Below are 24,394 nucleotides of genomic sequence, written 5' to 3'. Positions count from 1 at the left end.
GTCCTATCGTTTGTCCGTAAAAGCGTACAGCAGGGCCAGCACCGGCAAGGCCAGGGCCACCCATAAGGTTGTCATCCATCCCCCATGGGCATAGGTCCATACGCCCAGGGTGGAACCGGCTGCGCCGCCTGCAAAGAACAGCGCCATGAAAACGCCGTTGACCCGGCTGCGCACATCGGCGCCGATGGAGAATATGACACGCTGACTGAGGATCAAGTTCGCGGACACGCCCATATCGATGACGATGGCGGTGACGACCAGGGCGGCCAGCGCGCCCGACATGGCCGGAGGAACCAGGATCGCCAGCACCAAGGCAGCCGCCACCAGGCCAAGGGCCAGGAAGGTGCCCGAGCGAACCAGGCCGCGATCGGCCATGCGTCCGGCTACTGGCGCCGCCACGGCACCGGCCACGCCGGCCAACGCAAACAATGCGATCTGCGACTGCGACATGCCGAAGGCCGGGCTGGCCAGCAGCAAGGGCACGGTGGTCCAGAACAGGCTGAAGGTGCCGAACGCAAACACGTGATAGACGGCGCGGCGGCGCAGCAGCTTGGACGTGCACAGCAGGTCCCACATTGACCGCAGCAGGGCCAGGTAGGCCATGCTGGATTGCGGCTGGCGGCGCGGCAGGGTGCGCATCAGAAAACCCGCCAGCAACAGATTGGCCACGGCCGACCCGGCGAACACGGCGTGCCAGCCGAACACGTCGGCGACCAGGCTGGCGATGGGCCGGGCCAGCATGATGCCGGCAAACAGGCCGCTCATGACGTTGCCCACCACGCGCCCGCGGGTGGCCTCCGGCGCCAGGTTGGCCGCGAACGGCACCAGGATCTGCGCGACGACGGACCCGAGTCCCACGCACACCGACGCGGCCAGGAATACGGGCGTGGAACGCGCGAAGGCGGTGACGGCCAGTGCGCCTGCGGTCAGCATCAGCACCCCCACGACCAGCTTGCGGTTTTCCAGGCGGTCGCCCAGGGGCACCAGGAACAGCAGGCCCAGCACATAGCCGATCTGCGTCAACGTGACGATCACACCGGCCACTTCGGGCGCCAGTTTCAGGTCGCCGCTGATGGGACCGATCAGCGGCTGCGCGTAATACAGGTTGGCGACGATGATGCCGCAGGCAACGGCCAGCAATAGCGTGGTCCACCCCGACATGGGGCGAACGGCGGGCACGGCGGGACTGGACAGGGGAGAGGACATGGACGGGGACGCGCGTGGGGGCAGGGGAGGGGGCACAAGGAGGGATGCAGCGCCATAGTACCCGCCGGGGGCGGCACTACAATGGCGGCTTCCTTTCGCCATGTACGCTTTTGTTTCAGGGACTTTGCCCGTGCCGGCCCGTTATGAATCCAAGATCCTGACCCCCCAGGCCTGCGCCGATGCCATCGCGCAGCAGCGCTGGCCGCGCCCGCTGGTGTTCACCAACGGCGTGTTCGACATTCTGCATCGCGGTCACGTGACCTATCTGGACGCCGCCGCGCAGTTAGGCAGTGCACTGATTGTTGCGATCAACACCGATGCGTCGGCGCGCCGGCTGGGCAAGGGACCTGACCGCCCGCTGAATACCGAAGCCGATCGCGCCGCCTTGCTGGCCGCGCTGGCGTGTGTGGATGCCGTGACGTGGTTCGACGAAGACACGCCCGAAGCGCTGATCGCGCTGCTGCGGCCGGACCTGATCGTGAAGGGGGGTGACTACGACATGGAAAAGCTGCCCGAGACGCATCTGGTGCGCAGTTGGGGCGGGGATGCCGTTGCGATCGACTTCGAACATGACCGGTCGACGACGCGGCTGGTCAAGAAGATCCGGGGCGAATGACCGCTGTCAGCAGCTTCCGACGTTCTGCCGCGTGAACGTGGCGCGGGCGGCCTGCAGCGCCTGCTGCTGATCGGCGGTGGCATTGCGCACGACCAACCATGAACGGATGATGCCGCCGGGCCGCGTCACGACCTTGGCGTTGCGCACGCCCTGGCCTTGCAACATGTCGACCTGACGATGCGCGCTGTCTTCATTGCGGAAGACGCCCAGCGAAATCGCATTCTGGTACGGACCGGCTTCCTGGATCACGAACAGGTCCTTCACGCCGCGCCGGTTGAGCTGGATCGCGGCTGCCTGGGCGGCATCGGCATCGGCAAAGGCTGGCACGATCACCATCCAGTTGGGGCGGTCGCCAATGCGGCGGATTTCTGCTCTGGCGCCCGTCAGGCGTTCTTCGGCCCAGCGCTGCGCGGCAGGGAGTTCGGCGTCGGTGAAGCTGCCCCATTCGAGGCAGGCCAGGGCGGCGTTGGCTGCCGGGGTGGCGGGAGTGGGCGTGGCCGGCGTGCTCGCGGCCTGTGGGCCGATGGCGGGCACCAGCACGGCGGCGGCGCCCGAACCCGCGGCCGCGGCGGTTCCGCCCGCGGGTGCAGCGGTTGCCGAGCTTGCGGTTGTCGGTGCGGCCGGCGTTGCCGATTCCGACGACCGCGGCCCCGTTTCATTCACGCCCGGCATGCGGGGCACTTCGATCGCTTCTTCGCGGATCTGCTGGTTCAGCCGCGCCGGCTCGCGCCCGCGTTGCGATTTGGCCTGGCCAAACCAGCCGTGGCCGATACCGAACAGGGCCAGGTTGGCGAGGAGCAACACGACGAACACACTACGCATGGCGGGCAGATTTCACGAACGGTGGGAAGACAGGGAATGCGCGTCGGCCTCGGCCACGCAGGCCAGACCGTCCAACACCGGATTATCGACCACACGGATGATCTGCGTCGATCCAATGGCGCCCAGCAAGTGTTGTACTTCCGTCGCAATTGATAGCCACGCCCCGCCACTGACGTGCAGCAGCGGCGGCCGGCCGTACCGGTCACGCACGGCCAGCCACTGCCGCGCCACCGCGCCGGCCTGTGCCGCGGCCACGCCGGACGCAATGGCGTCGTGCGTGTCGCCGGGGAAGGGCTGGATATGGCCTTCCGCCGCGGGCAGGTTGGCGGTGCCGGTCGCCAGGGATCGCCGCATCATCTCGCGGCCTGGCAGGATCATGCCCCCCACGAAATGGCCGGTCGCGTCGATGGTGTCGAGCGTGGTGGCCGTGCCAAAGTGGGCCAGCAGGTGTTCGGTGGGCAGGGGGGAGGTCGTCAGGAAGGCGGCGCGCTGCGCACAGGCCCAGATGCCGACCATGCCCAGCCACCGGTCCGGTCCCAGGCGCGTCGGTTCGCGATATCCGTTGACCAGGCCGAGCCGCGATGCCGTGGCGGTCTGCCACTGGATCACCGCGCCGCGCGCGGCCAGCAGATCGTCCAGCATGCGCTGCACGGCGGCGCCGGCAACGTTGGTGCCCAGCACGCCAGGGATGCCGGGGGCAGCTTCCGCAACCATCATCCCATCCAGCCAGACCGCGATGGCCTCGGCCTCGTCATAGCCGAACGCCATCTGCATCGTTTCACGGGGCGCGGGCAGGGCCGAGTAATCGCGATCGCGCCGCAGCCCGAACTTGACGCGGGTATTGCCCGCATCGATCAGCAAGGTCGTCATGCGCTGCGCACCGACACATCGCCCACCGTCACTGCCCGCAAGCCTTCCGTGGTCGAGACCTGCAGACGGCCGGTCGCGTCGACCCCGCTGGCAATGCCTTCGAACAGCACCCGATCCCCATCCAGCACCCGCACGGTGTGGCCGGCCAGCGCATCGTGCCGGGCAAATCGGGCCACGAACGGCGCAAAGCCCTCGGCCGCATAGACATCGATCGCGGTGCGCCAGGCCTCGGCAATGGCCGCCACCAGGTCGGCCGGATCGGCGCGGCCGCCAGTCATCGACCAATCCGCCACCGCCCGGCCCAGATGGGTGGATAGCGCCGCGCCGCCGCGCAGGTTCACGCCAATGCCCAGCACCAGGCCGATCTGGTGCTGCGCCGTGCGCAGTCCGGCCGGCAGGCTGACGGTTTCTGGCAGGATGCCGGCCAGCTTGGCGCTGCCCCACTGCAGATCATTGGGCCACTTGACCGTGACGGGCTGGGCGGCGGCGGGCAGGAAGCGGTTCAGCGCCTCGCACGCCGCCACGCCCGCCACCACCGACAGCGGCGGCAATTGCGCAGGCGGCAGCCGGGTCTGCAGGCCGCAGGAAAACAGCAGGGCGTCGCCTGCCTGGGTGCGCCAGGGGCGGCCAGCCCGGCCGCGGCCGGCGGTCTGCAGGTCGGCGCCGCGAAGCAGCGGACCGCGCCAGTCGGCCAGGGCGGCGCGCGTGGCGCGTTGCAGATCGGCGTTGGTCGACGCGGTTTCAGTCACCCAGCTGACGTCGTGCCAGTCGGGCAGCAGCCGGGCGACGCGGTCGGCGAAGGGGTTCGGGGCGGGGGACGCAGGGTCCCGGCCAGAGGCGGAAGACGCGAACATGGGCGGGATTGTAGGCCGCAACGCCGGGCAGGACCCGGTTTTTCCCCCGGGTAGCCCCGGTTGGGCAAGAACGACACGCCGACTCCACGTAAACTTGGGGGCATGTCGCAAATGCATGTCATTTATCTTTCATGAGCATCGTTGGCCCCGCGGCCGAGCCGGCTCCTCCGGCACTCGGCCACGCCGCGCCGCTGGCCCGGCTGGCGCTGTTGATCGTGCTGCTGCTGGTCGCCTACGCCAGCCTGTATCCCTTCACCGACTGGATGGACGTCGGGGTGCCCGCGTTCGCCTATCTGAAGGCGCCGTGGCCAAGGTACTGGGTCGGCTCCGAAATCGCCGCCAACGTGGCTGCCTACTTCCCGGCGGGCGCTCTCTTTGTCTGGGCCGTCTACCCCCACTGCCGGGGAGCGCTGGCGGTGCTGCTGGCCGTGCTGCTGTGCGGCGGCGTGTCTGGCGGCCTGGAAGCGCTGCAGACCTTCCTGCCCGATCGCATCTCGTCCAATGTCGACCTGGCGGCCAACGCCGCCGGCGCCTTCCTGGGCGCACTGGTGGGCGTGGCCACCGCCCGCCGGCTGATCGGCCGCAGCGCGCTGCTCAAATGGCGCCTGCGCTGGTTCCTGCCCGACGCCGGCCCGGCCCTGATCCTGGCCGCGCTGTGGGTGATTGTGCAGGTGCCGCGCCAGCCCATGCTGTTTGGGACCGGCGAATTCTGGTTGCTGCTGGGGGACTGGGCCGCTTTCCCGGCCGAGCTGGTGGCCGAGTTCTGGGCGCCCGAACCCGTGCACCGCGTGTGGGCCGAACAGATCTGCACCGCGGTCGCCACCGTGGGCGCCGCCATGCTGCTGCTGCACAGCGCCAAGCCCGTGGCCGCGCGCGGCGTGCTGCCGGTGGCCCTGGTGGTGCTGGCGCTGACCATCAAGGTGCTGCTGCAGCCGCTGGCCATTCCGGGACTCGATCCGGCCATCTGGCTGACCGAAGGCGCGGTGGTGGGCGGCTGCGTCGGCGTGGCTTTCGCGGTACTGTTGTCGTATGTGCCGAACGGCGTCCAGCGTGGCCTGGGGATTGCCGCGCTGGTCATGCAACTTGCGATCGTCAACCTGTTTCCGGCCGACCAGTACTTCGGCATGTCGACCGTGTTCCGCGCCGGATGGCTGCATCTGGAATCGCTCACGCTTGGCCTGTCGGTGATCTGGCCCGTTGCGGCGCTGGTCTGGCTGACGCGTCCGCGTCGGGCCCCCATCGTTGCCGCTCCCCCTCCTTGAAGGACGCCTGTCCATGAGTTCCTACTACAAACATCATGTGTTTTTCTGTCTGAACGAGCGCGAGGAAAAAGCCTCGCGCCCGAGCTGCGCCCGCCGCGATGCGCAAGCCATGCAGGAATACGCCAAGAAACGCATCAAGTCGCTCGGCCTGTCGGGCAAGGGTGAAGTCCGTATCAACAAGGCGGGCTGTCTGGACCGCTGCGAAGAAGCGCCGGTGCTGGTCGTCTACCCCGAAGGCATCTGGTATACGTACATCGACAAAAGCGACATCGACGAAATCATCGATTCGCACTTCGTCAAGGGTCAGCCGGTCGAACGGCTGATGATCTAACACCCCTTTCAATCACGTTTTCCGGATACGCATGGCAGCTTCTACCGAGACCATCACCTTTACCGGCCAGGCCGGCCTTATCGACTGCGCGCTGGACATTCCCGAGGGCGGCATCGACGGCGCGATCGGCTGGGCGCTGGTGCTGCACCCCCACCCGCTGTTTGGCGGCACCCGCGACAACAAGGTGGTGACGACGCTATCGCGCGCCTGCGTGCAGGAAGGCTATGTGACGGTGCGGCCCAATTTCCGCGGCATAGGCAAATCCGAAGGCGTGTTCGACAACGGCATCGGTGAAGCCCTGGACATGGCCGACCTGGTGGACCAGTTTCGCGAACGGTATCCGGCGCTGGCCACGGGGCGTTTCGTGCTGTCCGGCTTTTCATTCGGCAGCGCCGTGGCAAGCCAGGTGTTTGCGGCGTGCGGCCCTGACAGCCCGCGCGGCCTGCCTGTGTCGTCGCTGATGCTGCTAGGCACCGCGGCCAGCCGCTTCCAGGTGGCCACCGTGCCGGAAGACACCCTGGTGATCCATGGCGAGCAGGACGACACGGTGTCGCTGTCGTCGGTCATGGACTGGGCGCGGCCGCAGTCATTGCCCGTGACCGTCATCCCGGGCGCGGGCCATTTCTTCCACGGCAACCTGACCATCGTCAAACGCCTGGTGCTGGCGCACCTGACACGCCCCTGATTTGGCAACAGTAGCAATCCGTTGCATTCCCCGGCCGGACCCGCGCCGGGCCCCGGCTGGCCGGGGTGCCTATAATCGGTCTTTTCCATCTCGCATGCCGGGTCAAGCGATCCCGTCGTCCCTGGCGTGGTACCGCCGGCCGGCGCCCAGTCCCGCATGCACGACTCGAATTCTCCCCCCATGAATCTGCGTTCCACTCTGGGTGCTACAGGTCGTCGATACGCCCTGACCGCCCTGGCTTCGGCCATGCTCGTCACGTCCACCGCACTGCCTGCCGCATTCGCCGCAGCGCCGACGCCCACGGCCCCTGCCACGGCTGCCGGCCCTGCCGCTGCGCCGGCCGCCACCACGTCGTCGGCCCAGCCCAGCGCGCCGTCGATGTCGTCGGTGGGCCTGCTGTCGGCCATTCCGGCGCCGGCCATCGCAGCCCGTTCGTGGGTGACGATCGACGTGACCAGCGACCAGGTGCTGGCCGAGGACCGTGCCGACGAACGAGTGGAACCTGCGTCGCTGACCAAGGTGATGTCCGCCTACCTGGTCTTCAACGCGCTCAAGGAAAAACGCCTGACGCTGGACCAGACGATCAACGTGTCGCAAAAAGCCTGGCGCACCGGCGGCTCGCGCATGTTCATCGAACCGCGCAAGCCGGTCACGGTCGACGAACTGATCCGCGGCATGATCATCCAGTCGGGCAACGATGCCACGGTGGCCCTGGCCGAAGCCGTGTCGGGCACCGAAGAAGCCTTTGCCACGCTCATGAACCAGGAAGCGCTGCGCCTGGGCTTGAACAACACGCACTTCGTGAATTCGACGGGCCTGCCCGATCCGACGCACGTGACCACCGCGCGCGACCTGGCGCTGCTGGCCAAGCGCCTGATCCAGGATCACCCTGCGTACTACTCGACGTACTACAAGGAACGCCAGTTCACGTACAACAAGATTTCGCAGCCGAACCGCAACCGCCTGCTGTTCCTGGATCCGTCGGTCGATGGCATGAAGACGGGTCACACCGATGCCGCCGGCTACTGCCTGATCGCGTCGGCCATGCGCGGCGATCGCCGCATCCTGACCGTGATGGTGGGTGCTTCCAGCGAGCACTCACGTTCGCAGGAAAGCCTGAAGCTGATGAACTGGAGCTTCCAGAACTTCGACACCGTGCGTGTGTACGCGGCCAACCAGGCCGTTGCCGAACCGCCTGTGTGGAAGGGCAGCGCCAAGACCGCCAAGCTGGGTTCGCCGCAGCCGATCTGGGTGACGGTGCCGCGTGGCCAGGCCGGCAACATCAAGTCGGGCATCGAACGCACCGATCCGCTGGTGGCCCCGTTGCTCCCGGGCCAGCAAGTCGGTACGCTCAAGCTCACGCTGAACGACAAGCCGGTGCGCGAAGTGCCGCTGGTGGTGCTGGAGCCGGTCGAACTGGCCGGCATCTTTGGCCGCGCGTTCGACGCCATGCGTCTCTGGTTCAAATAATCTTCAAGGAAACGGGATGATCGACGGGATCACGGGCGACCCACTGGTCTATCTGAATGGCGCGTGGTCGCCGCTGTCGGAAGCCAAGATCTCGGTGCTCGACCGGGGCTTCATTTTTGGCGACGGCATCTATGAAGTCGTGCCGGTCTACCACCGCAAGCCGTTCCGCATGAGCCATCACCTGGCTCGCCTGGAACGCAGCCTGGGCGCGCTGCGCATCCGCAATCCGCATACGCTGGTGGAGTGGGAAGACCTGGTTCGGCAACTGATCGACAGTTCGCCCGCCGACGATCAATTCGTCTACCTGCAGGTGACGCGCGGGGTGGCCAAGCGCGATCACGCCTTCCCGACCAATGACGTGACGCCCACCGTGTTCGGCATGACGTCGCCGTTCACGCGGCCCGACGCGCGGCAACGCGACCACGGCGTCAGCGTCGTCAGCATGCCCGACGAACGCTGGCTGCATTGCGAGATCAAGTCCACGTCGCTGCTGGGCAATGTGCTGGCCAAGCAGTACGCTGTGGATCATCAGGCGCAGGAAGTCGTGATGTTCCGCGACGGGTTCCTGTCGGAAGGGTCGTCGAGCAATATCTGGGTGGTCAAAGACGGTGCGATCATCGCGCCGCTCAAGAACCACTTGATTCTTGAAGGCATCCGTTACGGATTCATCGAAGGCCTGGCCGCCGCGCGCGGCCTGCCCATCGAGATCCGCCCAGTTACCGAAGCCGAAGTGCAAGCGGCCGACGAATTGATGTTGTCGTCGGCCACCAAGGAAATCCTGCCTATCGTGTCCTACAACGGCCAACCGGTCGGCGCCGGGAAACCCGGACCGGTCTACGCGCGGCTGCGCAAGGAATACGACGAGGCCATTGCGGCGTTGTGATCATGGAAAAAATCGAATCCCCTGACGAACGGACCTCGTTGATCGAGTATCCGTCGGACTTTCCCATCAAGGTGATGGGTCAGCACCACCCCGAATTCGCGGCCACGCTGACCGAACTCGTGCTGCGCTACGACCCGGTATTCGACCCGGCAACGGTGGAAATGCGGCCCAGCAAGGGCGGCAATTACCTGGGCCTGACCTTTACCGTGCGCGCCACGTCGCGCGAACAGCTCGATGCGCTCTATCAAGAGCTGAGCGGCCACCCGATGGTCAAGATCGTCCTGTGATGGCTGCGGTGGGGCGGCCGCCGGTGCCGCCATGCTGATCCGCTGGCTGCCGCGCCCGTCTGACTACCAGACCACCTGGGAAGCCATGCGCGCCTTCACGGCGGCGCGTACTCCCGACACGCCCGACGAAATGTGGCTGGTCGAGCATTCCCCTGTCTACACGCAAGGCCTGGCCGGCAAGCCCGAACACCTGCTGGCGCCCAGCCACATTCCGGTCGTACAAAGCGATCGGGGCGGCCAGGTGACCTATCACGGGCCCGGGCAGGTGGTGGCCTATGTGCTGCTGGACTTGCGGCGCGTGGGCTATTTCGTGAAGGAATACGTGTCGCGCGTGGAACAGGCGCTGATCGATACCCTGGCCGAATTTGGCGTGAATGACGCGCAGCGCAAAGACGGCGCGCCGGGGGTCTATGTGCCGTGGCCACGGCCGGCGGCGGGATTGCCTCGAGACCCTGGCGACAAGGTGCATGGCGAGCAACGTGCAGGTAGGGAGCATCCCCTCGGCGCGGCGGCCGCCGTTTACCCCGTGGAGCTTGCGAAAATCGCCGCCCTGGGCATCAAGGTCCATAAGCACTGTACCTATCATGGCCTGGCCCTGAACGTGGCGATGGACCTGTCGCCCTTTGACGGCATCAACCCCTGCGGCTACGCGGGCCTGCGTACGGTGGACCTGGCCGCCTGCGGCATCCACGTGGACCTGGTCACCGCGGGCGACCGACTGGCCGCCCACCTGACCGCGCAACTGCTGGCACCGGCGGGCGGCGCGTCCCGCAGTGCAACAACGCGAGACCCCTCAGCGGCGGTAGAATAGGGGGTTATCACCAATCACAGCCCCCGGTTCTACCCCGGCCCCGCTGTTCAGGAATACTAGCCATGAGCTCTGTAGTCGATACGTCGGTTGATGCGGCCAGCGCGGCCACCCCCGCCGAACCCGTCATCATCAACAAGTCCTACGACCCGCTAAAAAAGCAGAAGTCGGAGGCCAAGATCTCCCGCATTCCCGTCAAGGTTGTCGCAGCCGAAAAGCTGAAGAAGCCGGACTGGATCCGCGTGCGCGCCGCCTCGCCGGGTTCGCGCTTCTACGAAATCAAGCAGATCCTGCGCGAACACAAGCTGCACACCGTGTGCGAAGAAGCGTCCTGCCCGAACATCGGTGAATGCTTCGGCAAGGGCACCGCCACGTTCATGATCATGGGCGACAAGTGCACCCGCCGCTGCCCCTTCTGTGATGTCGGCCACGGCCGCCCCGACCCGCTCGACACCAACGAGCCGCTCAACCTTGCGCGCACCATCGGCGCCATGAAGCTGAACTACGTCGTGATCACGTCGGTCGACCGCGACGACCTGCGCGACGGCGGCGCGGCCCACTTTGTCGAGTGCATCCAGAAGACGCGTGAATTGTCGCCGAACACCCGCATCGAAGTGCTGGTGCCCGACTTCCGCGGCCGCCTGGACCGCGCCCTGGCGATCCTGAACGCCGGCCCGCCCGATGTCATGAACCACAACCTGGAAACCGTGCCGCGCCTGTACAAACAGGCCCGTCCGGGCTCGGACTACAAGCACTCGCTCAAGCTGCTGGCCGACTTCAAGGCGCTGCACCCGAACGTGCCGACCAAGTCCGGCCTGATGCTGGGCCTGGGCGAGACCGACGAAGAGATCCTGGAAGTCATGCGCGACATGCGTGCGCACAACGTCGACATGCTGACGATCGGCCAGTACCTGCAGCCGTCCGAGCATCACCTGCCGGTGCTGCGTTATGTCCACCCCGACACGTTCAAGATGTTCGAACGCGAAGCCTACGCCATGGGCTTTACCCATGCGGCAGTGGGCGCCATGGTCCGCTCGTCGTACCACGCCGACGAACAGGCCCACGCGGCTGGCGTGGCGGATTCGTTGAACTGATCTGCGCTGTGGTTTGCAGAAAAGCGGCCTTCGGGCCGCTTTTTTATTGCCCTGCGAGTTGTGGCGTGCACAACGTCCGGATGATGAAGAATGAGAATCATTGCTATACACTTGCGTCCTTGTGCATGCCTGTGCAGCCGCCGCCACCCCATCGACCAGGTGCTTCCTTGCCCGAGCGTTACTACAGAGAACTGCTAAGGTATTTCACGCGCAAGTCGGGCGACGGCCACACCGCCGCCGACGTGGTGCAGGAAGCCTATGCACGCATCTACGCGCTGCAGGACTCAGGCGGCGCCATCCTGGAACCTCGGGCGTTGCTGTATCACGCGGGCCGCAACATTGCCGCGACAGCTGCCGCGCGGCGCGCCGCGGAGCAGCGCGTGCTGGATACGCTGGGGCTGGTGTCCGCCGACAGCGTTCCGTCGGTGGAAGGTCAGGTGATTGCGCGCCAGCAGCTGGATCGGCTGATGCAGCGCCTGGCCGTCATGCCCCCCAAACGGCGCGCCGTGTTCATCCTTGTCAGGGTGCATGGCTACAGCTATGCCGAAGCCGGCGAACGCATGGGACTGAACGTGACGGCGATCGAGCGGCATGTGATGCGGGGCATCCTGGACTGCGCCGGGTTGGCGCCAGCGCGCGCATGACGCCGGCCCTTTCCATGACCTGTCCATGATGTCCACCCGACCTTCCCGCGCCTTGATCGAAAGGGCCCTGCTGCTTGTCGGCCGGACGCACAAGGGCAGCCCCGACGTGGCGCAGGCTGCGCGGGACGAGTTGGCTCGGTGGCGTGACGGCACGCCCGCCCAGGTCCAGGCCGTAGCCGCTGCGGAACGGCTGTGGGACAGCACGGACGCCAGTGGGCTGCAGGGTACTGTCCCGGTGCCGCGCAGCCAGGCCGCGGCCCAGGAAGGCCGCCGCCGCGCGCTGGGCATGCTGGGCGTCGGCGGCGTGATCGCGGCGCTGGCGGGCGGCAGCCGGTTTTATTGGCTCCAACCGCTGGAACAACTTGCGCTGTCGACCGGCAGGGCGCAGCAACTCGATCGCACGCTGTCGGACCGGTCCGAACTGAGTCTTGCCGCCCGGACGACCTGTACGGTCGCGATCTACCGCAATCGCCGCGAAGTGCAGTTGGCCGCCGGCGAAGTCCGCTTCAACGTCACCCATGATCCCGATCGGCCGTTCATGGTCATGACCGAGTGGGGACAGGTTCGGGTGCTTGGAACGACATTCACGGTCAGCGCACGGGAAGGGCATATGCGGGTGGCCGTGGCCAACGGTCGCGTGGGTGTCTGGCCGCGCAGTGATGCGGACACGTCAGCAGGATCGTCGGGCGTCCTTTCAGACCCTCCTCCGATCGTGTTGCAGGCGGGCGAGGCGATCGACGCCGACGCGCAAGGCCTTGGCATGCGCCGCACGTTGCCGCCCGACGACGTCGGCGCCTGGCGCCAAGGCTGGCTGGTCTTCGACAACACCCCGCTGGTGGAAGCCCTGGCGCGCTGGAACGACTACGTGCCTCAGCCCTTCCGCTTGCGAGACCAACCTCGGTTGCGCGATCTGCGCGTCAGCGGCAGTTTCCCGCTGCGCGATCCGCAGGCATTTCTGCAGGGACTGCCGGACATGCTGCCGGTGCGCGTGACGCGTACCGCGGGCGAGCCGGTGACTATCGAACTGCGATAGCAAAAATAGTTGTCAGGGTTCGGGCGACTTCTTGGTCTTCTGCCTGAAACCCACCCGAGGACAAGGTCCATGATCCGACAACACCCCCGTGCAGCGTTGCCCAACGCCGGCCGCGCGCCGCGCGCTACCCCGCGTTCGACCACGTCTTCAACCAAGCATGCCGACCGCGTCGCGACCCATTCGCTGTGCGCGATCGCTCTGGCATGCAGCGCCGCGTTCGGCATGGCAACAGCGCCCGAGTACGCGTCCGCGCAAAATGCCCCTTTGCCCACCACCACGATGTCGGTCGCGTTGCCGGAACAACCCCTGGCGCAGACCCTGAACGCCTTGTCGCGGCAGTCGGGTGTGGCGATCGGGGCCGATGGCGCCCTGCTGGCGGGAAGAACCGCGCCGCCGCTGCAAGGATCGTTGACGCTGCAACAGGCGCTGGATACCGCCTTGCGGGGCAGCGGCCTGGTGCCGGTGCGCAGCGGGCCAGGCACGATCACGATCCAACGCCAGGCGGCCGGCTCGGCCGCCATTTCGACCCTGCCCGCCGTGAGCGTGACCGCCGACGCCATCGCGTCCGGCCTGCCCGCACCCTATGCGGGCGGCCAGGTGGCGCGCGGATCCCGCCTGGGCATCCTGGGCAACAAGGACATGCTCGACACGCCGTTCAGCGCCACGCAATACACGTCGCAACTGATCGAAGACCAGCAGGCGCAGAACCTGGGCGACATCCTGGTCAATGATCCCGCCATCCGCAACACTTACTCGCGTGATGCCGGCCGCGACGAATTCAATATTCGCGGATTTACGCTGTTCAACTACGACATCTCGTTCAACGGGCTGTACGGCATGTCGCCGCGCGATTCCAGTTCGCTGATCGGCGTGGAACGGGTCGATGTGCTGCGCGGCCCCAATGCGCTGCTGAACGGCATGGCGCCTGCCGGCTCGGTGGGCGGCGCGATCAACCTGGTACCCAAGCGCGCCGGCCCCGAGCCACTGAATCGCGTCACGCTGTCGTACATGGAGGGCGGCCAGTTCGGCACGCACGTCGACCTGGCGCGGCGTTTTGGTGAGAACAAGGAATGGGGCGTCCGGCTCAACGCGATCCGCCGGTCGGGGGACACGCCGGTCGATCATTCCAGTGCCGCGCTGAGCGCCGTCGCCCTGGGTGTCGACTACCAGGGCGACAAGGTGCGCCTTGAGGCCGACGTGAATTACCAGAAGCGCCGCACGGGTGCCCGCAGTGGGCTGCTGCTGCCGGACAGTGGCGTGGCGATCGGCCGCGCGCCCGACAACAAGACGAACTTTCTGCCCGACTGGACCTACTGGGACGTGAAGGAACTGGCCGCCACCGTGCGCGGCGAAATCGACCTGTCGTCCAACCTGACGGCGTACGGCGCGGCGGGCGCCATGAACTATGACTTCACCAGCCTGCAAACCTCGTTCTTGCTGCAGGATCCCGCCGGTAGCCTGATCGGACGGCCGGTGCGCCTGAACCAGTATGTCGACACGCGCACGGCCGAAGGTGGCGTGCGCGGAAAGTTCGCCACCGGGGGCCTGCAGCACGTGGCGGTCGCCAGCGTCAGTACCCTGACCATGAACAGTGGATCGCGCCGCCAGAACGGGTCGGTGATTTCGTCGAATCTGTATTCGCCAGTGTTCAACGCGCGGCCGGAAATTGCCATTGCCGATGGCGTCCCAAAGACAGGGCAGACGCGGTTGAACAGCATCGCGCTGGCTGACACCATTTCGATGGCCGACCAGCGGCTGCAGTTGACACTGGGCGCACGGCGTCAGCAGGTCGAATCGTCCAACTTCGACGCCGTCACCAGTAACCGCATCGATCCAAGCTACAAGAAAAGCGCCATCACACCGGTTGCCGCATTGGTGTTCAAAGTCACGCCTGTGCTGTCCGTGTACGGCAATTACATCGAAGGCTTGACCCAAGGCCCCACCGCGCCTGCCGACGCCATCAACGCCAATCAGATGTTCCCGCCGTCCAAGGCCAAGCAGATGGAGGTCGGGACCAAATACGACTTTGGCCGATTCGCCGCCACCTTCAGCGCGTTCCAGATCGAACGCGCCAACGGCTACCGGAACCCGGCCACCAACGTCTTTGGGGTGGACGGCCAGCAGCGCAATCGTGGACTGGAACTGGTCACCCAAGGCGAAGTGGCAACCGGCGTGCGTCTGCTGGCCGGTGCCGCGTTTACCGACGGCAAGCTGACGCGCACCGAAGGCGGGCTGAATGACGGCCGCAACGCGCCGGCCGTGCCGCGCTTTCAGTTCAACGCCGCCGCCGAATGGGATACGCCCTTCCTGGTGGGCCTGACCCTGACCACTCGCGCCGTACGGACCAGCTCGCAATTCGTGGATACCGAGAACGTCCAGCAGATTCCCGGCTGGACACGGTTTGACGTTGGCGCGCGTTATCGCTTCGTGGCGGGCAAGACGCCCATCACGATCCGCGCTGCCATCGAAAACGTGGCCGACAAGAACTACTGGCAGTCGGCGGCGCGCCAGGGGCTGACGATCGGCGCACCACGCACCTTGCTGCTGTCGCTGTCCGCAGATATCTAAGCGCAACATGAGCGCAGCAAGGTGGGCCGCCCATCGCGCATCGGCCAGGGTTTCCATGTGATGACGCCCGCTCGACGAGACGTCCTGTGGCGCGCGCTTGCAGCGGTTGCCGGCGGCTATGCGGTGGCCAACTTCGTGCCGGTGGCGCTGATCATTGGGTGGGGACTGGAACGCGTGGATGCGGCGTTGGTCGCCATGCAATTGAGCTTCGTGGTGTATGCCGCCGCCGTCATGGGGGCTTTTGGCGCGTGCACCATGAAGAACGCCTTTCGCCAGTCCATGGCATGGCTGCACACCTGGCTGGGCGTGCTGGTCGGGTGGCTGCTGTACTTCATGTTCATCACCGGGACGGTCGGGTATCTGGATACCGAGATCGATCGGTGGATGCGGCCGGAGTTGCCGGTGGCAACGGTGTCGGCCCCGCCGCTGGCGAGCGACGCGGCTATCCACCTGGCGACGGCTTATCTGAGAGACCATGCACACGGCGCGCGGCGCTGGACCATCACGCTGCCGATCGACCGCAATGCGCCGTATCTGGAAGTGGCCTGGCAAGCGCCGCGGGCCGCATCGCCGGGAGTATCGCCAGGAGGCGAGACTTCCGGTTCGGCTTACCTTGACGCCACCACCGGCGCCGAGCTGCCCACGCGCCGCACGGGCGGCGGGCAAACGCTCTACCAGATGCACTGGCGGCTGCACTATCTGCCGCAGCGGGCCAGTGAGTGGATCGTTGGTATCGCCACGTTGATGATGCTGATCGGCCTGGTCACCGGCGTTGTCGTGCACAAAAAGATCTTCAAGGACTTTTTCACGTTTCGTCCTGACAAGGGCCAGCGGTCCTGGCTTGACGCGCACAATGCCGTCAGCGTCCTGACATTGCCCTTCCAGGTAATGATCACGTATTCCGGATTGGTGTTCGTCATGTTCACGTTGATGCCGTTGATCGTGGCCCCATGGTACGGAACGGGTGAGGCCGGCCGCAGCGCGTTCCTGAATGACGTGTTCGTGCCTCTGGCGCCCGCCGACGCGTCAGGCCACGTGGCAACGCCGTTGCCCTTGGACCGTATCGCGTCCGACGCACACCGGCGCTGGGGCACTGCGCCGATCGCCGCGCTCGATATCCGGAACCCGTTCGATGCCAACGCCCGCGTCACCGTGGTCGGCGACTTTTCAGCCGGCCCGATGCGGGCCACCGACATCCTGGCTTACGACGGCATTACCGGTGACCTGCTCGCCGAACGCCGCGCCTGGCAATCCGGCCCCAAGGCCTTCCGCGACCTGATGCTGGGCCTGCACGAAGGGCAGTTCGCACCGCCCGCATTGCGTGTGCTGTACGTGCTGTCCGGCCTGCTCGGCGCCGCCATGATTGCAACCGGCATGGTGCTGTGGACCGTCAAACGACGCCAACGCGCCGAACGCGGCCGGCAGGTCCATCTTGCAGGATTGGCAGGTGTCGAACGCCTCAACGTGGCCGCCATTGTCGGACTGCCCATCGCCATCGCCGCCTACTTCTGGGCCAACCGCCTGATTCCGGTCGATGCTGCCCCCCGCGCCGCGATGGAAATCAACACGCTATTCGTGACATGGTCGCTGCTGGCTGTCCATGCGTTGCTGCGGCCAGTCAGCCGCCTGTGGTGTGAGCAGGCCCTGATCGCTGCCCTGGCGTTTGGACTGCTGCCCGTGCTGAACGCCATCACGACCCACCGCCACCTGGGGCGGACCCTGACCGACGGGGACTGGGTCATGGCAGGATTCGACCTGACAATGCTCGGGCTGGGCGCAATCTTCGCGGCGCTTGCAGTGCGTACTAAAAACCACCGGCCATAAAAAAACGCACCGTCACCGGTGCGTTCTTGCCAATCACAGCCATCCGATTCAATGGCTCACGGCCCCATCAATCCACCTTGATGTTCCGCTCGGTAATCAGCGCCTTGCCCTTCTTGGTCTCTTCGGCCAGATAGGTCTTCAGTTCCGCGGGCGATCCGCCGATCGGCTCGGCGCCGATCGAGGCCAGGGTCGCCTGGACCTTCGGGTTCTTCAAGGCGTCGCGCATGGCTGCGTTCAGCTTGTCGATGATCGGCTGCGGCGTGCCGGCCGGGGCGAAGGCGGCGAACCAGGGCGTCAGTTCGTAATTCTTCACGCCCGCTTCGGCGATCGTTGGCACGTTCGGCAACGCGGCGGACCGCTTGCTGGTGGTGACGGCGATGGCGGTCAGCTTGCCGGCGTCGATGTGCGGCTTGGCCGACGTGACGCTGTCGAACATGTAGTCGACCTGGCCGCCGAGCATGTCGGCAATGGCCGGGCCGCTGCCCTTGTATGGGATGTGCAGCAGGTTGGTGCCGGTCATGGACGCGAACAGCTCGCCCGCCAGGTGGATGGACGTGCCGACGCCGGCCGACGCGTAGGTGTATTTGCCGGGCGCAGCCTTGGCCTTGCTGATGACTTCGGCCACGGTCTTGACGTCGTTGCGCTTGGGATTGGTCACCAGCACATTGGGCACCACGGCCAGCAGCGAGATCGGCGCAAAGTCGGCGATCGGATCGTAGTTCATGCTGCGGTACAGGAACGGGTTCACGGCCATGCCGTTGGCGACGATCATGATGGTGTAGCCGTCGGGCGCCGAGCGGGCCACGCTGCTTGCGCCGATGTTGCCGCCCGCGCCGGGGCGGTTTTCGATCACGAAGGATTGGCCGAGCGATGCGCCCATGGTTTCACCCAGGGTGCGCGCGATGTTGTCCATGGCGCCGCCGGGCGGGAAGGGCACGACCCAGCGGACCGGACGATCGGGATAGGTTTGCGCGAAAGCGGTGGGGGCCAGGGCCGAGGCGAGCGCCGTCAGCGCCAGCGCGCCGAGGACTCGGCGCGACGGGTTGAAAAGGGTCAAAACAGTCTCCGTTATAGGTAAAAGCTTGCGGTTCAGCGAATGGAAGAGGGGTGTTGCGCCAGGGGCGTCACGTGGATTTCCATGTACGGGAACAGCGGCAAGCCGGACAGCAGGGTGTGCAGTTCGTCATTCGATTCGACGTCGAACAGGCTGTAGTTGGCGTATTCGCCGACCACGCGATAGATCGCCTGCCATTTGCCCGAACGCTGCAAGTCTTGCGAGTAGTTCTTTTCGCGCAGCTTGATGGCGTCGACATCGGTGGCGGGCAGATCGTGCGGAATGCGTACGTCCATACGAACCAGGAACATCATGGTGGGTCTCCTCAGGTGCCTTGCCGGCGGTAGTGCTTGAGCTTGTCGTCGTCCAGCTCGAGTCCCAGGCCGGGCGTGGTGGGCACGGTCAGTGCAAAATCGCGGAATTCGGGGCGGTTGACGACAATGTCGTCGGTCAGCAGCAGGGGGCCGAACAGTTCGGTGCCCCAGGCCAGGCGGGGCAGGGTGGCGAACACGTGGGCCGATGCTATGGACCCCACGCTGCCTTCGAGCATGGTGCCGCCGTACAGGGCCATGCCGGCGGCGTCACCGACGGCTGCCGTGCGCACCAGGCCGAACAGGCCGCCGGACTTGGCGATCTTCAGCGCCAGGACATCGGCGGCGCCAAGGCGGGCGATTTCCAGCGCGTCTTCCGGGCTGTGCACGGCTTCGTCCGCCATGATCGGCACCACGAAGCGCGCGGCGAGCCGGGCCATGCCAGCCAGATGGGCACGCGGCAGAGGCTGCTCGATCAGGTCGACGCCATTGGCTTCCAGCTGGGCAATCGCGCCCGCGGCTTCGGCCTCGTTCCAGGCCTGGTTGACGTCCACCGTGACGCGGGCGCGGTCGCCCAGCGCGCGTTTGATGGCGCACACGTGGGCCACGTCGTCGGCCACGGCGCGGCGGCCGATCTTCAGCTTGAAGGTGTTGTGGCGGCGCGATTCCAGCAGGGACTCGGCTTCGGCAATGTCGCGCTGCGTATCGCCGCTGGCCAGGGTCCACAGCACCGGCAGACGGTCGCGCACCGCGCCGCCCAGCAGGGTCGATACCGGCACACCCAGGCGTTTGCCTTGCGCGTCCAGCAGCGCGGTTTCCAGCGCGGACTTGGCAAAGGTGTTGCCCCGCGCGGTGTACGCGAGCTTGGCCATGGCGGCGTGGATGTTGGTGGCGTCGCGGCCGATCAGCGCCGGGGCAAGGTAAGTGTCGATATTGAGCTTGATGCTCTCGGGACTTTCTTCGCCGTAGCTCAGGCCGCCAATGGTGGTGGCCTCGCCAATACCTTCGATGCCGTCCGAGCAGCGCAGCCGCACGATCACCATCGACTGCGTGTTCATGACGGTCATCGCCAGCTGGTGGGCGCGAATCGTCGGAAGGTCGACAATCAAGGTTTCTACTGCGACAACGTTAGGGTGATCCATACTTTTTTGATCGGAAGGGTCGATCCGGCCAAGTATGCGTAGTGACGCTGGGCCCGTCCAAGACTATATTTGTCGTTTGCCATACTCTGAAGGTATCGAATGGACCTCCGGCAGCTGCGCTACTTCCAGACCGTGGCCCAGGAACTGAACGTGACCCGGGCCGCCGCGCGCCTGCATATGGCGCAGCCGCCGCTCAGCCGGCAGATCAAGAGTCTGGAAGAAGACCTGGGCGTGGCGCTGTTCGACCGGTCGGAACGCGCGCTCAAGCTGACCGAGGCCGGCCGCTTCCTGCTCGAGCAATCCCTGCAACTGACGCTGCGCTTTCAGGAGATGATCGAGGGCACCCGGCGCATCGGCCAGCAGGGGCGGCGCTGGTTTGGGATCGGCTTTGTTCCGTCCACGCTGTACGGCTTTGTGCCTGAACTGATCCGCCGGGTGCGTAGCGCCGATCCCCAGGTTGAAGTCGGCCTGTCGGAAATGACGACGCTGCAGCAGATGGATGCCCTGAAAGCCGGACGGATCGATGTCGGCTTTGGCCGCATCCTGTTCGACGACCCGGCCATTGAACGCACGGTATTGATGGCGGAGCCGCTGGTGGCTGTTTTTCCGCATGCGCATCCGCTGCTGCTACGCAAGGGTGAGGCGGGCGTGACGGCGGCCGACCTGGCGCCCCTGCCGTTCGTGCTGTACCCGGCGCGGCCCCGGCCCAGCTATGCCGACCATGTGCTGGCGCTGTTTCGCGCGGCGGGCCACACCCTGAACATCGTGCAGGAAGCGAATGAACTGCAGACCGCGATCGGCCTGGTGGCGGCGGGGCTGGGGGTGACAGCGGTGCCCGCGTCGGTGCGGCGGCTGCATCGGGATGACATCGGCTACGCGCCGCTGATGACACCGGGGTTTTCATCCCCGGTGATCGTGAGCTATCGACGGGATGACCGGTCGGTGTTCCTGAAGCAGGCCGTGGCGCTGGCGGAGACGCTGGCCACGGCGCAGGCGGGGAAGAGTGCGTAGGCGGCTGTCTTCCGTGGCGGCATCAACGCATGGGCATCACTGCAACGGTATCACTCAGGCGACATCACCCTGGCAACATCACTCCAGCCGCACGCTGCCCTTCGCGGCCGACCGCGTGCCCGGCACCGGATGGTTGCTGGCCGCATGGTAGGTGAACACGGCCGAAAACTTCACCTGATCGCTCAGATTCCGGCCCGCCGCGTGCAGCGTATTGCTGTGGAAGAACATGATGTCGCCCGCATTCAGTTCCGGCACGACCGCACGTGCGATCAGCGCCTGGTTGTCGGCCAAATCATCCCGCAAGAATTTCTTTTCGTCGAAGCGCGCAGGCGCGATCGTTTCGGTATGCGAGCGCGGCACCAGGTGCAGCCCGCCGTTGTGATCATTTTCCGGACCCAGCGCCACCCACACCGACACCATGTCGGGCCGGTCAAACGCCCAATAGCGGAAGTCGCGATGCCAGCCGGTCAGGCTGCCATAGCGGGGGTGTTTGGTCATCACGCAGTTGTGATGGGCCAGCGACAGACACGCCGGTTCGTTGAAGTACGCCTGCATCCATTCGCGGATCGGGGCACCGGTTGCCCAGGTCCGATAGGCTTCGTTGCGTGACCACGCATCGAGCAGACGGCGCACCGTGCCGCCGCCTTCATCCGCCTGTGAGGACGGCGCACCCGGATAGCCCAGGTCGGCTTCCAGTTCCAGGGGTTCGACGCGCGCGTCCAGATCCGCCTGAGCCAGGCACCGCAGCTCGGCCACCTGGCCGGCATCAAGCATGTTCCGCACTACCACCAACCCTTCCTGGCGGAGGGTGGCGACCTGATCGTCTATAGACTCGGAATGCATGGTCTGTACTTCGGTATTCGAGGGGATAACTGACTAGGATACGCTTATCGCGACGCGTCGTCAGAGCACGGCGCGGCGTGACGCGAGGCGGCGCGCACTGCGTGTATCGATGGCCAGACAACGGACGTGAAAACGGCCCGACAAAGCGGGCCGCAAGGTACAGGCTTGAACCGCGGCGGGAGGCATGCCTGCTGCAGTCACCACGGTTACCGCAGTACCTCCATCACTGCAATCACCGCGGTCGCCCTTTCCGCTTATTCCACCGTGATGTTGTTGCTCTTCACCAGCGCGCCCCAGCGCGTCGTTTCCTTCTGGATGAAGCTGGCGAATTCGGCTGGCGTGCTGCCCACCGGGTCCAGGCCCAGCTTTTCCAGCTTGCCGCGCGTTTCAGGATCCGTCACGGCGGCCTTCACTTCCTTGGCCAGGCGATCCACCACGGCAGCCGGCGTGCCCTTGGGAACAAAGAAGCCGTTCCACTCCAGCACATCAAAGTCCTTGAAGCCGTTTTCCTGGATCGTCGTGACTTCCGGCAGCGCCGCCATCCGCTTGGCCGACGTCACCGCAATCGCCTTGAGGCGGCCCGACTGCACATAACTCAAGCCGGACGCGGCATTCGCGAAGTAGGCATCGACCTGTCCGCCCATGACGTCGGCCAGGGCCGGTGCGCCGCCTTTGTACGGGACGTGCAGCATGTCCAGCTTGGCCTGGTTCTTGAGCAGCTCGCCCACCAGATGGGCCGGGCTGCCCGCGCCGTACGACGCGTAGGTGACCTTGCCCGGATTCTTCTGGGCGTAGGCCAGGAATTCCTTGAAGTTGTTGTACGGCGCCTTGGGCGGCACGACCAGGATGTTGGGCACGCTGATCGCCAGCGACACCGGGATCAGATCCTTGGCCGCGTCGAAAGGCATCTTGCGCAAGACGGGGTTCACCGCATAGGTGGATGCGTCATACAGCACGGTGTAGCCATCGGGATCCGCCTGGGCCACTGCCTGCCCGCCGATCATGCCGCTGGCGCCCGGACGGTTGTCGATGACCACCGTCTGGCCCAGCGACTTGCCGATGGTCTGCGCCAGGATGCGCGCCGCGTTGTCGGCGCCGCCGCCGGCCGAATAAGGCACGATCAGGCGAATGGGTTTGGTGGGCCACGATTGCGCGAAGCTGGGGGCGGCGGCGCCAAGGGCGGCTGCCGTCAGGCCGACAGCGGCCAGGGTCTTGATGAAAGTCATCGTGTCTCCGATGGTGTTGAAAATTCTTGTAGAGGGCGCCGGATACGCTCGGGATGGCCTATGCCCGTGAACCCATCCCGGCCTGCCGCGCCAGCACGTGCTGCGGCGACAGTTCCGGATGGGCCATGGCCGTCAGCGGCATCATGTAGGTCTGTTCCAGCATGAACTGGCCGGTCATGGCGGCATGCGGCGTCTGGTCCGAAAAACAGATCCAGGTGCTGCCCGGCGGAAACTCGAACGCTTCCTGCTCGCCATTCGCCTGGTAATCGGCATCGGCCTTCATGCGGTCATGCATCTGCAGCATCAGGTGGTCATAGGCGCTGCGACGCGTTTTTGTGATGTGCAGGCGGTGCATCAGCCAGGCCAGGCTGGGCCGGAACGGCGTCGCGCCCGGCACGAAGCGCTGCGCCAGCGATTCGAAGTCCTGTCCCACCCGCCACTGGCGCGATTGCCCATGCGGGTTGATGTTGTTGAAGACACGCAAGATCCGCTGCTCACCTGTGGGCCGCGACGGAAACGCGTCCACATGCAGCCGCGTATCGTCCTTGCGCCACGACGGCTTCCACGTGCCGATGCGATGCAGGCGCAGGCTGGTCGTCGGCTTGTGCAGGCTGTCCAGATAGCCCGGCACCAGGTGCGACAGCAGCGCGCGCGTGGACGTGTAGTAGCGTCTGACCAGCGCGGCAATCGCGTCCTTGCGGGCATCGTCCACCACCACGCCGGTCAGCACACCGGTGGTGGCATTCAGGCTGATGTTCTTGCGTTTGGGGTCCACCAAGGCCGGATCAAGCAGCGCGAGTTCAGCCGGGCTGAGCGTGAATGCCAGCTTGGGGAAATACAGCACCTTGCCGCGTTCCAGTTCGTCGATCGGGGACGCGCCCGGCTGGCTGGGCGGGGCGGCGTTCCAGTCCTGGAGGTCGAACGGGACGATGCGGCTGGAACGGGTCATGGGCACAGGCAGTCGGGCTGAGGCAGGAGCAGGGTCGACACGCAATCGGTCAACCTGCCAGCGCCTTTTCTATGGTGGCGTGGAATTCGGCTTCGTCGGGCTCGCCAAGGTAACGTTTGATGATGTTGCCTTGCTTGTCGATCAGGAAGGACGTGGGCGTCAGTTTGACGTCCTGGAACGCCTTGGCAATGTCGCCGACCGGATCGAGCGCGACCTTGAAGGGCAGCTGGCGGGTCTCGGCAAAATTGAGCACGTAGTTGGCCGGGTCGTAGCTCATCGCCACCGCCACCATGTCATAGCCTTTGGGCGCATACTTCTTGTAGGTCTCGACCATCATCGGCATTTCTTTCACACACGTGACGCAGCTGGTGGCCCAGAAATTGACCAGCACGACCTTGCCGCGCAGGCTTTCGGTCGTGAACTTTTCGCCCTGGATCGACGTGAATGTCGTTTCAGGCGCCTTGCTTGACGGCGCCAGGGCGAACCAGGCGCCAGCGGCTGCGATTGCGGCCACGGCGGCGACCGCGATAAGCTTGGCCGCCCCGCGCTGTGCGCGAAACGTTACCGGATAGCCCTGAGAGGCAGACAATGAAGACATATC

The 24,394-nt window shown here is 65.9% G+C and carries 25 protein-coding genes; 14 read left to right on the top strand and 11 right to left on the bottom strand.

What is annotated here, in order from left to right:
• Positions 1-3: 3 nt before the first annotated feature.
• A complete protein-coding gene (locus HD883_RS14070; protein ID WP_306455871.1) occupies positions 4-1,206 on the bottom strand; it encodes an MFS transporter in 1,203 nt (400 codons plus the stop codon).
• Between the two features lie 130 nt (positions 1,207-1,336).
• On the opposite strand from HD883_RS14070, the gene rfaE2 reads away from it, so the two are divergent.
• Positions 1,337-1,822 (top strand): D-glycero-beta-D-manno-heptose 1-phosphate adenylyltransferase, encoded by a 486-nt coding sequence (gene rfaE2, locus HD883_RS14065; RefSeq protein WP_373563369.1) that lies wholly within the window; start codon positions 1,337-1,339, stop codon positions 1,820-1,822.
• Between the two features lie 6 nt (positions 1,823-1,828).
• Here the strand turns inward: rfaE2 and HD883_RS14060 are convergent, their stop codons facing one another.
• The 3 genes from HD883_RS14060 to HD883_RS14050 are packed head-to-tail and all read right to left on the bottom strand — an operon-like array spanning position 1,829 to position 4,368.
• Complete coding sequence (locus HD883_RS14060) at positions 1,829-2,644, bottom strand: hypothetical protein (protein WP_179584420.1); 816 nt, start codon at positions 2,642-2,644, stop codon at positions 1,829-1,831.
• Positions 2,645-2,656: 12 nt separating this feature from the next.
• Positions 2,657-3,514, bottom strand: a complete 858-nt coding sequence (locus HD883_RS14055) for a type III pantothenate kinase (RefSeq protein WP_179584422.1) — start codon at positions 3,512-3,514, stop codon at positions 2,657-2,659.
• A complete protein-coding gene (locus tag HD883_RS14050) occupies positions 3,511-4,368 on the bottom strand; it encodes a biotin--[acetyl-CoA-carboxylase] ligase (RefSeq protein ID WP_179584424.1) in 858 nt (285 codons plus the stop codon). Before HD883_RS14050 ends, HD883_RS14055 begins: the two co-directional genes overlap by 4 nt.
• A 131-nt stretch (positions 4,369-4,499) precedes the next feature.
• Between HD883_RS14050 and HD883_RS14045 the strand changes: the two genes are divergently transcribed.
• From HD883_RS14045 to HD883_RS13990, 12 genes are all read left to right on the top strand, one after another.
• The gene (locus tag HD883_RS14045) at positions 4,500-5,630 is read left to right on the top strand and encodes a VanZ family protein (protein WP_179584426.1); all 1,131 of its coding nucleotides are present in this window, start codon (positions 4,500-4,502) and stop codon (positions 5,628-5,630) included.
• Between the two features lie 13 nt (positions 5,631-5,643).
• Positions 5,644-5,961, top strand: coding sequence for a (2Fe-2S) ferredoxin domain-containing protein (locus tag HD883_RS14040; RefSeq protein WP_179584428.1), 318 nt, complete (start codon positions 5,644-5,646; stop codon positions 5,959-5,961).
• A 31-nt stretch (positions 5,962-5,992) separates the two neighbouring features.
• Entirely contained in the window at positions 5,993-6,646 is a 654-nt protein-coding gene (locus tag HD883_RS14035) for an alpha/beta hydrolase (protein WP_179584430.1), read from the top strand.
• A gap of 180 nt (positions 6,647-6,826) precedes the next feature.
• Positions 6,827-8,116, top strand: coding sequence for a D-alanyl-D-alanine carboxypeptidase family protein (locus HD883_RS14030; RefSeq protein WP_373563368.1), 1,290 nt, complete (start codon positions 6,827-6,829; stop codon positions 8,114-8,116).
• Positions 8,117-8,132: 16 nt separating this feature from the next.
• A complete protein-coding gene (locus HD883_RS14025) occupies positions 8,133-8,999 on the top strand; it encodes a D-amino acid aminotransferase (protein WP_179584432.1) in 867 nt (288 codons plus the stop codon).
• 2 nt (positions 9,000-9,001) lie between these two features.
• Positions 9,002-9,286, top strand: a complete 285-nt coding sequence (locus HD883_RS14020; protein ID WP_179584433.1) for a DUF493 family protein — start codon at positions 9,002-9,004, stop codon at positions 9,284-9,286.
• 34 nt (positions 9,287-9,320) lie between these two features.
• Positions 9,321-10,097, top strand: a complete 777-nt coding sequence (lipB, locus tag HD883_RS14015; protein WP_257022505.1) for a lipoyl(octanoyl) transferase LipB — start codon at positions 9,321-9,323, stop codon at positions 10,095-10,097.
• A 62-nt stretch (positions 10,098-10,159) separates the two neighbouring features.
• Positions 10,160-11,188 (top strand): lipoyl synthase, encoded by a 1,029-nt coding sequence (gene lipA, locus HD883_RS14010; protein WP_179584437.1) that lies wholly within the window; start codon positions 10,160-10,162, stop codon positions 11,186-11,188.
• A 167-nt stretch (positions 11,189-11,355) separates the two neighbouring features.
• On the top strand, positions 11,356-11,832 hold the full coding sequence (locus tag HD883_RS14005; RefSeq protein ID WP_179584439.1) for an RNA polymerase sigma factor: 477 nt from the start codon (positions 11,356-11,358) through the stop codon (positions 11,830-11,832).
• A gap of 25 nt (positions 11,833-11,857) precedes the next feature.
• On the top strand, positions 11,858-12,865 hold the full coding sequence (locus HD883_RS14000) for a FecR family protein (RefSeq protein ID WP_179584441.1): 1,008 nt from the start codon (positions 11,858-11,860) through the stop codon (positions 12,863-12,865).
• A 69-nt stretch (positions 12,866-12,934) separates the two neighbouring features.
• Positions 12,935-15,433, top strand: a complete 2,499-nt coding sequence (locus tag HD883_RS13995; RefSeq protein ID WP_257022181.1) for a TonB-dependent receptor — start codon at positions 12,935-12,937, stop codon at positions 15,431-15,433.
• Between the two features lie 60 nt (positions 15,434-15,493).
• Positions 15,494-17,257 (top strand): PepSY-associated TM helix domain-containing protein, encoded by a 1,764-nt coding sequence (locus HD883_RS13990; protein ID WP_257022180.1) that lies wholly within the window; start codon positions 15,494-15,496, stop codon positions 17,255-17,257.
• 67 nt (positions 17,258-17,324) lie between these two features.
• On the opposite strand, the gene HD883_RS13985 is transcribed toward HD883_RS13990, so the two are convergent.
• Genes HD883_RS13985 through HD883_RS13975 form a run of 3 tightly spaced genes read right to left on the bottom strand, consistent with a single transcriptional unit; the run spans position 17,325 to position 19,764 of the window.
• Positions 17,325-18,314, bottom strand: a complete 990-nt coding sequence (locus HD883_RS13985) for a tripartite tricarboxylate transporter substrate binding protein (protein WP_179584443.1) — start codon at positions 18,312-18,314, stop codon at positions 17,325-17,327.
• A gap of 32 nt (positions 18,315-18,346) precedes the next feature.
• Positions 18,347-18,625 (bottom strand): muconolactone Delta-isomerase, encoded by a 279-nt coding sequence (catC, locus tag HD883_RS13980; protein WP_179584445.1) that lies wholly within the window; start codon positions 18,623-18,625, stop codon positions 18,347-18,349.
• Between the two features lie 11 nt (positions 18,626-18,636).
• A complete protein-coding gene (locus HD883_RS13975) occupies positions 18,637-19,764 on the bottom strand; it encodes a muconate/chloromuconate family cycloisomerase (protein WP_179584447.1) in 1,128 nt (375 codons plus the stop codon).
• A gap of 99 nt (positions 19,765-19,863) precedes the next feature.
• Between HD883_RS13975 and HD883_RS13970 the strand changes: the two genes are divergently transcribed.
• The gene (locus HD883_RS13970) at positions 19,864-20,775 is read left to right on the top strand and encodes a LysR family transcriptional regulator (protein WP_179584449.1); all 912 of its coding nucleotides are present in this window, start codon (positions 19,864-19,866) and stop codon (positions 20,773-20,775) included.
• A 78-nt stretch (positions 20,776-20,853) separates the two neighbouring features.
• On the opposite strand, the gene HD883_RS13965 is transcribed toward HD883_RS13970, so the two are convergent.
• From HD883_RS13965 to HD883_RS13950, 4 genes are all read right to left on the bottom strand, one after another.
• Positions 20,854-21,618, bottom strand: a complete 765-nt coding sequence (locus HD883_RS13965) for a phytanoyl-CoA dioxygenase family protein (RefSeq protein ID WP_179584451.1) — start codon at positions 21,616-21,618, stop codon at positions 20,854-20,856.
• Between the two features lie 254 nt (positions 21,619-21,872).
• Complete coding sequence (locus HD883_RS13960; RefSeq protein WP_179584453.1) at positions 21,873-22,844, bottom strand: tripartite tricarboxylate transporter substrate binding protein; 972 nt, start codon at positions 22,842-22,844, stop codon at positions 21,873-21,875.
• Positions 22,845-22,902: 58 nt separating this feature from the next.
• Positions 22,903-23,793 (bottom strand): Kdo hydroxylase family protein, encoded by an 891-nt coding sequence (locus tag HD883_RS13955; RefSeq protein ID WP_179584455.1) that lies wholly within the window; start codon positions 23,791-23,793, stop codon positions 22,903-22,905.
• Positions 23,794-23,842: 49 nt separating this feature from the next.
• Complete coding sequence (locus HD883_RS13950; RefSeq protein ID WP_179584457.1) at positions 23,843-24,391, bottom strand: TlpA disulfide reductase family protein; 549 nt, start codon at positions 24,389-24,391, stop codon at positions 23,843-23,845.
• Between the last annotated feature and the right edge of the window lie 3 nt (positions 24,392-24,394).

The organism is Pigmentiphaga litoralis (genome assembly GCF_013408655.1).
GTDB classification, from domain to species: domain Bacteria; phylum Pseudomonadota; class Gammaproteobacteria; order Burkholderiales; family Burkholderiaceae_B; genus Pigmentiphaga; species Pigmentiphaga litoralis_A.
The sequence above is the reverse complement of the archived record's forward strand: the minus strand, read 5'-3'. Positions and strand labels throughout refer to the sequence as shown.

Bases quoted from the DNA above. Each gene is read 5' to 3' on its own strand.
- HD883_RS14070 (WP_306455871.1), bottom strand. From the start codon at position 1,206: ATGTCCTCTCCCCTGTCCAGTCCCGCCGTGCCCGCCGTTCGCCCCATG.
- HD883_RS14060 (WP_179584420.1), bottom strand. From the start codon at position 2,644: ATGCGTAGTGTGTTCGTCGTGTTGCTCCTCGCCAACCTGGCCCTGTTC.
- HD883_RS14055 (WP_179584422.1), bottom strand. From the start codon at position 3,514: ATGACGACCTTGCTGATCGATGCGGGCAATACCCGCGTCAAGTTCGGG.
- HD883_RS14050 (WP_179584424.1), bottom strand. From the start codon at position 4,368: ATGTTCGCGTCTTCCGCCTCTGGCCGGGACCCTGCGTCCCCCGCCCCG.
- HD883_RS14045 (WP_179584426.1), top strand. From the start codon at position 4,500: ATGAGCATCGTTGGCCCCGCGGCCGAGCCGGCTCCTCCGGCACTCGGC.
- HD883_RS14040 (WP_179584428.1), top strand. From the start codon at position 5,644: ATGAGTTCCTACTACAAACATCATGTGTTTTTCTGTCTGAACGAGCGC.
- HD883_RS14035 (WP_179584430.1), top strand. From the start codon at position 5,993: ATGGCAGCTTCTACCGAGACCATCACCTTTACCGGCCAGGCCGGCCTT.
- HD883_RS14030 (WP_373563368.1), top strand. From the start codon at position 6,827: ATGAATCTGCGTTCCACTCTGGGTGCTACAGGTCGTCGATACGCCCTG.
- HD883_RS14025 (WP_179584432.1), top strand. From the start codon at position 8,133: ATGATCGACGGGATCACGGGCGACCCACTGGTCTATCTGAATGGCGCG.
- HD883_RS14020 (WP_179584433.1), top strand. From the start codon at position 9,002: ATGGAAAAAATCGAATCCCCTGACGAACGGACCTCGTTGATCGAGTAT.
- lipA (WP_179584437.1), top strand. From the start codon at position 10,160: ATGAGCTCTGTAGTCGATACGTCGGTTGATGCGGCCAGCGCGGCCACC.
- HD883_RS14000 (WP_179584441.1), top strand. From the start codon at position 11,858: ATGATGTCCACCCGACCTTCCCGCGCCTTGATCGAAAGGGCCCTGCTG.
- HD883_RS13995 (WP_257022181.1), top strand. From the start codon at position 12,935: ATGATCCGACAACACCCCCGTGCAGCGTTGCCCAACGCCGGCCGCGCG.
- HD883_RS13990 (WP_257022180.1), top strand. From the start codon at position 15,494: ATGACGCCCGCTCGACGAGACGTCCTGTGGCGCGCGCTTGCAGCGGTT.
- catC (WP_179584445.1), bottom strand. From the start codon at position 18,625: ATGATGTTCCTGGTTCGTATGGACGTACGCATTCCGCACGATCTGCCC.
- HD883_RS13975 (WP_179584447.1), bottom strand. From the start codon at position 19,764: ATGGATCACCCTAACGTTGTCGCAGTAGAAACCTTGATTGTCGACCTT.
- HD883_RS13970 (WP_179584449.1), top strand. From the start codon at position 19,864: ATGGACCTCCGGCAGCTGCGCTACTTCCAGACCGTGGCCCAGGAACTG.
- HD883_RS13965 (WP_179584451.1), bottom strand. From the start codon at position 21,618: ATGCATTCCGAGTCTATAGACGATCAGGTCGCCACCCTCCGCCAGGAA.
- HD883_RS13960 (WP_179584453.1), bottom strand. From the start codon at position 22,844: ATGACTTTCATCAAGACCCTGGCCGCTGTCGGCCTGACGGCAGCCGCC.
- HD883_RS13955 (WP_179584455.1), bottom strand. From the start codon at position 23,793: ATGACCCGTTCCAGCCGCATCGTCCCGTTCGACCTCCAGGACTGGAAC.
- HD883_RS13950 (WP_179584457.1), bottom strand. From the start codon at position 24,391: ATGTCTTCATTGTCTGCCTCTCAGGGCTATCCGGTAACGTTTCGCGCA.